Origin of the sequence: Trichocoleus sp. AS-A1, assembly GCF_039962015.1 — a bacterium.
Classification (GTDB): Bacteria; Cyanobacteriota; Cyanobacteriia; order Cyanobacteriales; family FACHB-T130; genus FACHB-T130.
This window is the reverse complement of record NZ_JAMPKG010000034.1, coordinates 48,682-61,707: the sequence shown is the minus strand read 5'-3', so window position 1 is coordinate 61,707 and position 13,026 is coordinate 48,682. Positions and strand designations below refer to the sequence as shown.

Annotated in this window: 6 protein-coding genes; 3 read left to right on the top strand and 3 right to left on the bottom strand. The window is 47.2% G+C overall.

Annotation, left to right across the window (positions count from 1 at the left end; genetic code table 11):
- Positions 1-227: 227 nt before the first annotated feature.
- Together NC994_RS21850 and NC994_RS21845 are read right to left on the bottom strand one after the other, a co-directional pair.
- The gene (locus tag NC994_RS21850; RefSeq protein ID WP_190433800.1) at positions 228-2,054 is read right to left on the bottom strand and encodes a serine/threonine-protein kinase; all 1,827 of its coding nucleotides are present in this window, start codon (positions 2,052-2,054) and stop codon (positions 228-230) included.
- 65 nt (positions 2,055-2,119) lie between these two features.
- Complete coding sequence (locus NC994_RS21845; RefSeq protein WP_190433798.1) at positions 2,120-2,665, bottom strand: GIY-YIG nuclease family protein; 546 nt, start codon at positions 2,663-2,665, stop codon at positions 2,120-2,122.
- Positions 2,666-3,092: 427 nt separating this feature from the next.
- Here NC994_RS21845 and NC994_RS21840 point away from each other — a divergent pair, with 427 nt between their 5' ends.
- The 3 genes from NC994_RS21840 to NC994_RS21830 all read left to right on the top strand — a co-directional run bounded on the left by NC994_RS21840 (position 3,093) and on the right by NC994_RS21830 (position 9,286).
- Positions 3,093-4,745, top strand: a complete 1,653-nt coding sequence (locus NC994_RS21840; protein ID WP_190433796.1) for an ABC transporter substrate-binding protein — start codon at positions 3,093-3,095, stop codon at positions 4,743-4,745.
- Between the two features lie 252 nt (positions 4,746-4,997).
- Complete coding sequence (locus tag NC994_RS21835; protein WP_190433794.1) at positions 4,998-5,900, top strand: VWA domain-containing protein; 903 nt, start codon at positions 4,998-5,000, stop codon at positions 5,898-5,900.
- Positions 5,901-6,007: 107 nt separating this feature from the next.
- Positions 6,008-9,286: a tubulin-like doman-containing protein gene (locus NC994_RS21830; protein WP_190433793.1), complete on the top strand. Its 3,279-nt coding sequence runs from the start codon at positions 6,008-6,010 to the stop codon at positions 9,284-9,286.
- Between the two features lie 26 nt (positions 9,287-9,312).
- Here the strand turns inward: NC994_RS21830 and NC994_RS21825 are convergent, their stop codons facing one another.
- Positions 9,313-12,819, bottom strand: a complete 3,507-nt coding sequence (locus tag NC994_RS21825) for a PAS domain S-box protein (RefSeq protein WP_190433791.1) — start codon at positions 12,817-12,819, stop codon at positions 9,313-9,315.
- Positions 12,820-13,026 lie beyond the last annotated feature (207 nt).

Sequence of the window (13,026 nt, the reverse complement as noted above, 5' to 3'; positions counted from 1 at the left end):
ATCACCTTCTGACGCAGGTCATAACTATAGGGGTTTGCCATGAGCAGCTTGAATAACTTCAGGACAACAGGTGATCTCTACTCTACGTCCTAACTATCTTGGCGGTTGCTATAGTAGACTGAAAAGCACGATTTAGAAGCCCATGTAGGTGAGGCTGAGGGACAAAACCTAACAAATGTTTGTAAACTACAACTATTAGCATTGTCCCAAAGCGGACGATAAAAATACTAACATTTCCTAGCAGCAGACACATTGTAATCGTGCATATCTGCTTCCCAAATACTGATGTAAATAACATCACAATCTTGCCGGACAATCATGCCTTTTAAAGAGCCTTGAGTAAAACGGTAAGAACTCAAGCGACGCTGTTGCACTTTTTGGAGTCCATCTTTAATGTAATTATCGGCTCCACCTTTTAATAATCCATCCAAAGTAGTCTCCATGACTTGAGGATCTACTGTTGGGTAAAAGGAGGCTTCAGTTTGGCGAAGACGACCGGAATTTCGATCGAATAAGTAGCCAAGATCGATCTGATTTGGCACTACGTTATAGATGACAGCGCGGGTTCTCCAAGCGCCACTTACATCTCTGTCTGGGTTGCCGAGGGATGCTTGGATAGTGCTTCTTGATGTACCGACGGGAAATGTGGGAACGCTCGAAACTGGACGATTTGGATTCGGGTTATTGTTTTGGGGTATGGGTGCAGGTTCGGGAGTTCGCGCTGGTTCAGGTGATCGCGCTGGTTCTGGTGTCGCAGATTGAACGGGCGCGGGTTCTGTAGTGCGTGCTGGTTCAGGTTCGGGTGAACGTTCCGATCTTGGACTAGGAGATTCAGCAATAACTGGCGGCGTCGCTTCGTCCTGTCTGGTCGGTGAATTTTCCGGTGATGGTTCAGGCGATGTCTCTAGGGGACGATTTCTTTCAGGGGTTCGTTCTGTTTCTCTGGTGGTTGGTTGTGATGTTGATGGGAAAGATGACGTGACGGGAGACGGTTGCCTAAAATTCTTGAAAAGTTGGGTAAGACCGACAATAGCGCTCACCAAAACAATTGCACCCACAATGCCGATTAGCAGAGGATTCCATCGCCGTCCTTGACCAACTACAGGCGCAGGGTTTTGAGGGGTATACGGAGAATTGACGGGTGCAGGCGAAACGTTCCTGCCACCACCCGGAGACACCGCAACGGTTGCCATATTCGATCCAGCACCCCCAGCAGAAGCCACCGTTGGAGTTGCACCCGATTGTAAAGCATCGAGCATTTCTCTAGCAGTGGAATAGCGATCGCGCGGATGCGACTGAATCGCCTTATCCAAGACAGCAACAAAACCCGGACTAACATTCGCTGCGGACTGATGCCACAAAATCTCCCCCGTTCGCGGATCGGTTGGTAAATCTTGCGGTAGTTTCCCCGTGAGTAGATAAATCGCCGTCAGCGCCAAACTATATATGTCGCTGGCGAAGACGGGTTGCCCGACTCCCTGTTCCGGCGGCATAAATCCCGGCGTGCCAATTACAATCGAGGCGGGAGCATTCCCTGGATGCACCGCCGCACCCATACTTTCCTTAACGGCACCAAAATCAATCAATACCGGCTTCCCATCCCGTTGCCGGATAATAATATTGTCCGGTTTGATATCCCGGTGAATGATGCCCTTGCTGTGGATATAATCCAAGACGGGCAGCAGACTGACAAGTATCTCCTTAACTTGACTTTCAGGCACTAACCCCTGAGTTTGCACCTTTTTGGTCAGGGTTTGCCCTTCAATCAATTCCTGCACCAGGTGAAACTGCCCAGCTTCCGAAAAGTAGGCGTACAACTTGGGAATTTGATCGCTACCTTCACCCATCGCCTCTAAAATAGCCGCTTCCCGTTGGAATCGATCTTGCGCCATCTGGAACATCTGGGGATTGTTTGCCATTGGCTTGAGCTGTTTAATTACGCAGCGACGCCGTGACGGCATATGAGTATCTTCTGCCAGAAAGGTGTTACCAAATCCACCACTTCCCAGCGTCTGGATAATGCGATAGCGATTGTTCAACAGGTGTGGATTCATGGGATGTTAGGGCGGTCGGGGTTGCTTGGTGCAAGGATTGTAGAAGACTTGCGATTATCGCGTCCTTACTTCAGGTCTAGTAAGCCACTTTCTTTTAATTTTGGATTAAAGCGCAGTTCTTCTTGAACTCCACGGGTTTTGAGCTGCTGAAAAATTTCTTCTTCAACGCGCCTTGCTACATTTTTTAACAGCTTCCCTTGCCCGACTTCATCCATCGCTGGACTTGTCAATTTAGTTTGTTCCTCAGCGGTCATGGCTCGTTTTGCATCAATCGGATCGTTCCATGCAGCTTGTTCGGAACCATTACCGGGAGGGACGGCACCATTTTCTTCAATCCAGGCATTCCGAATGCTTTCTAGCAGGGTACGGTTCGGGCGATCGCTCGTGTGTGCTTTTAGCCAATAGCAGCGTTCGTGTTGACGTACCAAATGTTGCTTGAGACTGAGATTGATATCGCGGGAATAGTTGATCAGTTGCAACACTTTCTCTCGATCGAATATTGCGTATACGCCAATTTTTCCCTGAAATTTCTCTGGTAAATGTCCGGTTTCGTCGAGGTAAGGGATATATTCTAGGCTGGCAAGAGATGGAATATTGCTTTCAGAAGTCATCGGTATTTTTTGAGTTATTTATTTGACTTTTTGATAATCTCACAGAGGTGGCTTGAATAAATTCCGGAAAAAAATATTGCTCTTGAATTTATCCCTAAATTTAGATTTAGGCTTAAGCTCAGAGGTTCTTCCTTTAGGTGTCATCTTACTGCCAAAAAAGCGCTAAAAATAATTAACCTTATCTCTACACTTCTGCGCTCACGCTTCACAAGCTTAGTGAAGGATAATGCACCTTCACTATCTTAAAGCGTCTGGAGCAGCGAACGTTGCCGCGCTAACAAGAATTAAATGATTAAGCTATAATAATCAATTTTTTTAATCTGAATGAATCCTTATGCCAATGGGGATGACACAGTTGCTCTATCCGGCAGAAGATTGGAATTATTAGAATAAATAGTAAGTATGGCTACCAGGGAGATTGGCAGAATTGAATACGCAAGGCAAATGGATCTGTGATGGTGTACCGAAAAACAACAATCAACAGTACCCAAGCAATGAAGCCCATCCATCCCAGGAAAATCACGGGCCAGATTGTATTGTTTGTGGCTTGCCTAGAGAGGCAATGAGTCCTCAGAAAAGCCAGAAAACGGTCATTTCTAAACCGCCCGGTTCTAAGCCTTCATTTTTGCTGCCAATCCTGATTCTGCTGGGGATTCTGGCGGCACTGGCGGGGGGATTTGGCTTGTATAAACTGACACAGGGGAATAAACAACCGGCAATCGTGGCGTCTCCTGAGACTCAATCTCCCACCGCTAGCGACAATGCACCCACGGAAACTGCCGATCCGCAAGCGATCGCAAGCGATACCGCTGACAATGCCGAGTTGATCAGTCAAGGCGAGAAAATCCTGTTAAAGGATGCAACAAGTTCCCAAAAAACAGCCGCAGCAGTCGCGTTTGCCCAGAAAAATTGGGAGGATGCGATCGCGCAATATCAACAAGCGGTTAGCGTTAACCCGAACGATCCCGAAAGCAAAATTTACCTGAATAACGCCAAAGCCAAAAAAGCCGGAAATCCCCTGACAATGGCAGTCGTGGTTCCCATCACCCCCAGTCCGGACACGGCGAAGGAAGTTCTCCGGGGTGTGGGACAAGCACAAGACGAGTTTAACCAGTCTCCGGCGACACCCGGACGCTTATTAGAAGTGGTAATTGTCAACGATGTTGACCCGGTAAAAGCAGTGTCCTTGGCGCAAGACCTCACCAAGTCACCGAATATTTTAGGCGTTTTGGGACACGGGGTAGATAATGGTTCCCAGCAAGCGATCGCGATGTACGAACAAGCTGGGTTAACCGTCCTTTCTCCCATCAGTACCAGTATTACTCCCGGTTCTGGCGGTCAGTCTACCTTGCAAACCATCCCCCTCGCCAAAAAAGCCAATGAGTTGCTGGGTACTTATCTGCAAACCGTCGGCACCACCTTAGCAAAATATACCGCGGCAAAGTCCTCCGCGCCGTCTGTGGTGGTTTTTTACAACGCCGATAGTCCTTACTCTCAGCAATTGAAGCAGCAGTTCACCACCGCCTTATCTAAAGTGAACGGCAAAGTCGTGAAAGAAGTAGATGTTACGGGTGCCAATTTCAATGCTGCTACTGAAATTCAGAATGCAACTGGGGCGGGGGCGAAAATTGGTTTCTTGGCACTCAGCAAGAATAAAGTCGATCAAGCGATCGCGATTGCCAAAGCCAATCCCACGGGGACGCAAGGGTTACAGTTAATTGGTGGAGATGAACTGTATAACCCAACAATTCTCACCTCTGGCGGCGATGCGATTAAAGGTATTGTGCTGGCAGTTCCCTGGAGTTCTCAACCGAACGATCCTTTCGCCAACCAAGCTGCCACGATTTGGAAAGGACGTGTTAGCTGGCGCACCGCTACCGCTTATGATGCGACGAAAGCCCTAACGTCTGCTTTTAGCCAAAATCCTTCTCGTTCGGGCGTCTCTCAACTGCTGAATCAGGGAGTGCCAATTAGCGGTACTGCTACGGATTTTAATGTTCTCAATGAAGTTCCGCTTGTGCAAGCTGCGCCTGGTTCTAATGGCCCGCCGGGATCTAAGTATGAATTTAACCCGATTTAGAAGAAAGAGAATGAACCGCGTTAGCGAAGCCATGCGCGTAAGCGCTTTAGGCGCGAAGGACACGAAGGAAAGGGAGGAGAGAGAGGGAAGAGAGGGAAGAGAGGGAAGAGAGGGAAGAAGAAGGAGTTTTTAGGTTGATTGCAGTCCGGAGTCGGTAGTTGAAGGACTGTAGTTTATAGTTTGTTTTTGCTTGTCATGAGTCGTTGTTGTTGATGACTCATGAGTCATGATCAATTTACAACAGGGTTTTAAGTGAGTCGTTCTCGTCGCGGTTTGTGGTTGTATCCGTTATTCCAGATTCCGTTGATGTTGCTGGGAGCGTGTATCGTCGTGACGGCACTCATCTGGCTGTTAGGATTAGGGAGACCGCCAGTAGCAGTTGCGATCGCTATCGACCTCAGCAGCAGCACTTACAGTACAGAATTTAACGCCCCAGGTACAGTAATGTACCAAGAAGTCGCAGCGGTGCGGTCGTATTTGCAACAAAACGCCCAGCAGTTGAGAAACAAAAACCAGATACAGGTTTTGGGATTTGGGGGAGTTGTGCGATCGCTTACGGGTGATTTTAAAACAGACAGTCAACAAGTGGACGCCGAATTAACTCAAGCTTTGGCAAATCCCGATCTCCCTCAACTGGTCGCGAACAATACGACAGATATTAACTTAGCAATTCAAAAAGGTACGGAAGCACTCGGCACTATTGGGCAAAAGCGCTGTCGAGAATTACTGTTAGTTACCGATGGCGGTGCTAACGTGTCACCAGCCATCATCACCGATGCCAGGAATCGTAAAGTTAGAATTAATACAGTTGTGATAGGGGAAGGCTCTCCAGAATTGCAAGCCGCAGCTTTAGCTACTGGCGGTATTTATCTGTCTGGCGAACAGAATCATCTAGAAATGCTCTTCACCGACACATTTTTTACCCGTTTCAACAGTAATCTCAAATGGCTTATCCTTGGTTTAGGCGCAACTTGGATTGCCCTGATGTGGACGCTAATTTTACCCCTGGATCGGTGGTTATTTCAAGGTTTAATTGGTCTTAATCGGTCACTTTCTGGTCAAATATCCTTAAGTAATGCTCTATTTTGGAGTGTTTTGACACCTTTAATTGTTTGGCAGCTATTTAATTTATTGGATATCGTTGTTAAATGTTAAGTGAGATTTTTAAAAGCCAGAGGTACGCAAATAAAATCTTCTCTTTGCGTACCTCTGCGCTCCTTTGCGTTAAAAATTCTAAAATATAGCTACTAGGAGAAAATATTATGGCAGTAGAAGAGAAAAGCATGGTTCCCACTGTATTAGTGGGTATCGGCGGCACCGGGCATGAAGTATTGTCACGAGTACGCCGTTTAGTAGAGGAAACTTATGGCAGTCTGCAAAATTTCCCCCTAATCAGCTTTTTAATTATTGATACCGATAGAGAGTACAAAGTCAATAATCCTGCCGCCGCTGGTTCTCCCTTCAAAGACAACGAAAAATATTGGGCAAGTGTTGCTGGTAGTGAAGTCAAAAAAATTATGTCGGATATGGGAAACTATCCCTGGATAGAGAGTTGGTTTCCTACCGAATTAGAGCGGAATATTGGGGCAATTGAAGTTGGTGCTGGACAAATTCGCAGTTATGGGCGATTTGCTTTTTATTGTAATTATCACAAACTTCAAAGACGGTTTAATGAAGCTGCTGATGCCGTCAAAGGACACGAAACCTTTATGCGCGATCGCTATGGCATAAAGGTAGATACGACGAGTTTAAATGTCTTTGTGACAGGTTCTCTATCCGGTGGTACGGGTAGCGGAATGCTGATTGATATCGGCTATTGCGTTCGCCATTGGTTGCGGGGACAAGCGAGTCCAATGATAACGGCAATTGTGCCGATGCCTACAGCTTTCGCCAGTATTAATGTAGGCGATCGCGTTCTCGCTAACGGTTACGCTGCTTTGATGGAATTGAGCTATTTTTCTGATTATAGAACAGAATATATTGCCCAATTTAGCAGTGGTTTAGTGGATGAAATTCGCAGTAAATCTGCGCCTTTTGATTTTACTTATCTGGTTGGAACAAAAAACGGGGAAAGTGAATTTACTCTCGACCAAATTCGAGAGATGATTTGCCAAAATATCTTTCTTGATTTAACCTCTGATTTTGCGCCGTATAAACGTTCGATTCGAGATAATATTAAAGGAGCTTGGGCGCAAGCAGATCCTGGTGGACGCGGATATCCTAAGAATTTTATGAGTTTTGGGTTGTCTACGGTGGAAATTCCGATAGCTCAAATTCGTACTTCTTTATCAGATCGACTTGCTGCTGATTTTATTCGCTGGTGGCTGAATGAATCGGTACAGTTGCCACCGAATGTATTAGAGATGGTGCAAAGTGACCTGAAACGGATGCGCCTTACAGAAGGGGAACTGATTGCAGATTTAGCGGCGGCTGGTGACAGGTCATATATCACCGAAATCTCCGCTTGGGTAAACTCTATCCGCAATGAAATTGCTACGGATAATAAGTTGCAATGTACCCAGCAAGGCGTAAATATTGTTGGTTCAGAAAAGGGTAAAATTCTTCAATTTTTAGATTATCTCCAGCCGAAAGTTGAAGAATATAAAGCTAATCATTTGCGGAAATTAAGCCCGGATGAGCGATTGCACGGTGACTTCTTGCAAAAGATGTACGATAACCGCAACCGCATCGTGCAACAAGGACGAAAAGCCTTAGACGAAGAGTTTTATCGGATTATTGAGGATCGCACGAGAGGGCCAAAATTTGCCGATGCTTTCGTGACGGCGGTGCGTCAAGTTTTTGAAAATGCCGCCGAAAAGTTTCGTCGGGAATCAGAAAAAATTTGGCAACCTAAGGAAACGGAACGACAGAGAGATTACGAAAAGGCGCTGCAAGATATTACTGAGTTTAAGAATAAGTTTGCCCTTACCAAGCACGCAGATATGGAAAAATCCTGCGAGTTAGCGCTAACGGGTTTAGAAGGTAGCTTGGTGGCGACAATTCAAACTCAAGCGAGATATCTAGGTTTAGAAGTCATTACCAGAATGCTAGAACATCTGGATGAATTAAACCGCCGTTTGGTACGATTAAATCAAAAGTTGAAGCAAACTCGCGATAATTTCCAGCAAAAAGCGGATCGACAAGCGGATAGTGCCGACGCTTTGATTGTGAATGGGATTAAGCTTTATAACCGCGAAGAACTCAATGAATTATATCGGGATTTAATTGAGCAACAAGCAGGTGCCAGTGAAGGTTCTAAGAGCCGCTACGAGTTGGGAATTGATGGCATTTGTAGCAATTTGTCAGTTCAGGTTCTCGCAGAAGCAAGTCCGCTGTGGAAGCGTAACCGTGCGGCGGGTGAGTTGATGCGACTATTTGATGTGCCGAATTTAGCGGATGTGCAGGAGAATGACTTTAAAGAAATTATTAGCGATCGCGCTAAATTAGTCGTGATGAATGCGCCGGAAAGTAGCCGCTTGAAGCGGGAATTAGCAGCTTGCGATCGCTTATTCAAAGTCTTCAACAACGACGAAGCCGAAATCCGCAACCGCATCGGCACTGCTTACAGCAAATCGAAGCCGCTGATTTTACTCTCTGACGCCGTTCTCAAACGTCAAGACGCAGGCTTTACCCCCGCCCTCAATGCCAAAGTCGCCCTGGTTGGCGGACGCAACAGCAGCGATCCAGCGGCAATTAAGCTCATCCCGATTCTACGGGAGAGAGTTGGCAGTAATGAAGGGATTACACCCTTGGGAGAAGCTGAACGTCACCGGATTGTCTTTGTACAAGAAATTGGTGGTTTCTCTCTGCGTTGCATTGAGGGAATGCCGGAGTTGCAGCAATCTTATCAAGATTGGAAAGGACAATCGATTCAGGCAAAACGGGCGCAACTTAAAGGTGAAAGCAAAGAACCGCCGATTCCCGTTCACATTCAAAAAGAGCCGCCGTTTTGGGATATCTTTCCAGAAAATCCAGATATTTTCCGCCTCGTTGTACAAGCAAGGGCGTTACAAGTTTTGCGAATAGAAGAAAATCGCTTAACCAAAGAAAAGGTAATTCGTTATACCCGACAAACCGTAATTGGTTTGGAAAACGTTGATATCGCTTCTAGTTGGGAAGAAGCGGTGCAAGTGCTGCAAGTGTTGGCGTGTCGCCCGGATCAAGAAGAAATTCAGCGTCAGGTGACGGCAAAATTAACCCAAGCTGACACGGTGCAGAAAAAACAAGCGCTGTATCACCAACTTAAGACATATCTGGATCGGCGTGCCGTCGAACTAGAAAAAGAAGGCGCAACCGATAGCCTAAATTACAAGCGCGAAGCAAGAGTCATTCAGGAGATGATTGAAGTTTACAAGCTTTATTCACCGGGTACTCAACCTGTTGATTCTCCTGTTGCAACTCAGCCAATTGGAGTCGCGTCAAATCATTCTCCGGCTCTAGAGACTCGTACTCACGTTTTCTGTACTAACTGTGGAAATCAGAACCCAGCGAACTCAAAGTTCTGTTCTAAATGCGGCACTAAATTAGTGCAACTGAGCTAACATCAATTCTTCCGGGAAGGGTCGCTTCAGTAACGGGTGCTGCTCATCAGGCTAGCGATCGCTACCGCTAATTCGTCTGGCTCGATTGGCTTGGTGAGGTGTTTCTGGAAGCCTGCTTTTAGTATTTGCTGATGGTCAGTTTCGCCAGCATAAGCGGTTAGCGCGATCGCTGGAATCTCTCCCCCCTGCTCTGCACTCTTGGCTCTGATTTGACGAATCAGCATATAGCCATCCATTTCAGGCATTCCAATATCGCTCAACAGCAAATCCGGCTTCATCTGAGGCAGCGCCTCCAGCGCCTCAGCCGCCGATGCCACAGCGCGTACCTGTGCGCCACACTCTTCGAGAATGAAGACGATTAACTCCCGCGTATCCACCTCATCATCGACAACCAGTAGCTTTACCCCTTCCAAATTTGGAGAATTATCAAGTAACGGATTGTCCTGACTCGTCTGAGGCGCAGTCGTCATTAGGGGTAGCGTCACACTGAAGGTTGCTCCTTGCCCTTCTCCCGGACTTGCAGCCGTAACAGTACCCCCATGAAGTTCTACGAGGTGGTGGACAATTGCCAGCCCTAACCCTAATCCGCCGGATACTCGTGTTGTTTGGCTATCAGCTTGACGAAAGGAATCAAAGACGAAGGGCAAAAAGTCTGGGTGAATTCCCCTCCCCATGTCTCTTACTTGGATTTGGGCATAGGAATTTTGATTGAATTTTGATTCAATGAATTCAGAATTCTCTGGACTGGGGACTTGTGAAAGTTGAATTTTTACCTGTCCTCCTATCGGTGTAAATTTAACAGCGTTGGAGAGCAGATTCCAGACGACTTGCTGTAAGCGATTGGCATCCCCCAATACCTTACCCAGATTGGGAGCGATCGCTGAGTGAATTTGAATCGACTTCGCTTCAGCTGCTAGACGCACCGTTTCCATCGCCTCCTCAATCGTTGCCACCAAGTTAACCGGGGCAATATTTAAACTCAGTTTGCCTTGCAGAATCCGCGAAATATCTAGCAAATCCTCGATCAGCCGTGACTGTAATTCGGCATTGCGCTCAATCGTTTCTAGGGCGCGGGCGGTGGTTTTTTCATCAAACTTGCGGCTGCGGAGGAGTTTTGCCCAACCCAGGATTGGATTGAGAGGCGTTCTCACCTCATGAGAGAGGACAGCCAGAAATTCATCTTTCATCCGGTTGGCTGACTCCGCTTGAGCGCGTGCTGCCTGTTCCAGCTTGAAGAGGCGATCGCGTTCTTCTTCGGCTCGCTTGCGTTCGCTCAGATCGAGGACGTAGCAGACACCCTGTTCTTGTAGAGATCCCTCAAACAAAGCAGTCCCTACCAGTACAAAGACGCGGCTGCCATCTTTACGGATCAATTCTTTTTCAAAGGGAACGCAAACCCCCTGTTCTCTGAGTTCCTTAACCGCCTGCTGAGTCCGCTCGATGTATTCTGGTGGAGTCATCAGATTCCAAGCAATTTCACCTGCCTGTAAATCCTCCCGCGTATAGCCGACGATTTGCAGGAAGGCATCGTTGGCTTCGGTAATTTTGCCGCTCAGATCGCCGAAAAAGATGCCAATGATATTTGAGTCAACGATGCGCCGCAGTCGCATTTCGCTTTCTTGCAGTGCGATTTCTATTTGTTTGCGATCGCTAATATCGGTGACAGTCCCAACGTAACCGATGGTCTCACCGTTTTCTCCAATTTCAGGAGCCGCTTGACCTAATACCCAAGTCACCGAACCATCAGAATGCTGATATCGATACTCTGATTGGAACAGCCGATTTCCCTGCGCGGCTTGATACCATTCAAAGATGCGTTGGCGATCCTCCGGATGAAGAGCAGTTTCCCAACCTTCTCCCAATGCGGCTTCTGGAGTGATTCCGGTCAGTTCGCACCAGCGTTCGTTGGTATACAAACACTTCCCCCGACTGTCTGTATGAAAGATTCCCACCCGTGAAACTCTCGCTAAGGTAGAATACCGCTCCTGACTCTGGCGCAGAGCTGCTTCTGCTTGCTTGCGTTTGCTAATGTCTTGGAACATCACGACACAGACCGAGGAATGACCGTGCATCGGTGGCAGGGTATCCGCAAAGACAATCAGGGAACGGATTCCTCCTGGCGTGTGCCAGTTCATCTCAAACCCGTTGAGCCGTTCGCCGCGTGCCACTCGTACCCCTGGCATTTGCTCGTTGGGAATCTGCGCTCCCGTCGCATCCGTGCAATAGTAAACGGTGTGGTACTCTTCGGCTGGTTTATCTTTGGGAAATTCGCCTCCTGCCAACTCGTCAGCGGCTCGGTTGGAAAACAGGACTCGACCCGTTCCTGGCTCAACAAACAGCAAAGGAGATGGCATCAGATTCAGCACGTCTTCTAACCATTGCTGCTGATTCTGGAGTGCTTGCGATCGCAGTTGAAGCGCTTCCTCCGCTCGCTTGCGATCGCTTATGTCTATCAAGAAGGCCATCCCTTCTTGTTGCTGGTCGTAAGGTTCCTGTAACAGGGCACCACCAATAAGAATGGGAACCCGGCTCCCGTCTTTACGGATATATTCTTTTTCAAATGGGGTACAGACACCATTTTTCTTGAGTTCTTCGGCTGCCTGTGCATCCAAATGCAGATATTCCGGCGGTGTTATCTGTTCCCAGGAAAGCCGACCCGAAACCAAATCCTCCCGCTCATATCCGACTAATTTCAGGAAAGCGTCGTTGGCGTAGTTGATTTTTCCGGTAAAGTTGGCGAAGGTGACACCAAAAATATTCGCCTCAACCAGTCGTCGGAAGCGCCTCTCGCTCTCTTGGAGTGCCTTCTCGGTTTGTTTGCGCTTGGTGATGTCGGTCAGCATTGTCAGCACCCCGATAAACTCACCTTGCCGATTGAGAATCGGGTTTGTGGAGAGGATTGCCCAAAGGTCTTCGCCATTTTTACGGCGAAGCCGAAAATCAAATTGCTCTCGAATTCCCTGTTTACTTCGCTCAATGTGTTGCTCTGCCTCGATGCGTTCCTCTCGATTGATGAAGTCAAAAACAAAGCGATCGCCCATCTCTTGGACGCTGTAACCCAACATCTCAGCTAACCGCTGATTCGCGTAATCTGTCCGCAAGTTTGGGGTAATCAACCAGATGCCTTCGTGAGCTGTATCAATCAGGCGACGGTAGCTTACTTCTAGTTTTGATAAGCTTGCCTCACTTCGTTGCTTCGCAGCCAGTAATTCTGCATTTAACGAACTAATCAGCAGTGCGACTAAGCTAAATATGACTAGCTGGAGAACGTCCGTCTCACGGCTGATTGCTAGCTGATAGATCGGAGGTACGAAGAAATAGTTGTTAGCTAAAACAGCCACTATCGTAGCCACTATCCCTGGCCCCAGTCCGCCATACCAGGCACTGAACGTCACGGCGGCAAAAAACAGGGGCGAAATGGATGTATTAGTCGGCGGCAATAGCATCAGCAGCAGCAATGTTAAGATAACTGACAAAGCAGCAACACCATAACGTTGCAGTTGAGAGCGCGTGACTTTTAACACTTTTAACATAGGACTGTTAGCTGAGTCCTCAGACTAACTTGATAAAACTGTTTTCACTTTATGACCTTATGATAGATAAATATTTTTGTCTATTTACCTTCTGGATTATTTTTAGCTATTTTAAAAATTCTATTTTTTATTTTTGGAGTCCTTTTAAATAAACGCTGCAAAAGCTTCAAATAATTGCCTTGTAAGATGCTAAAAATTCAGATACCC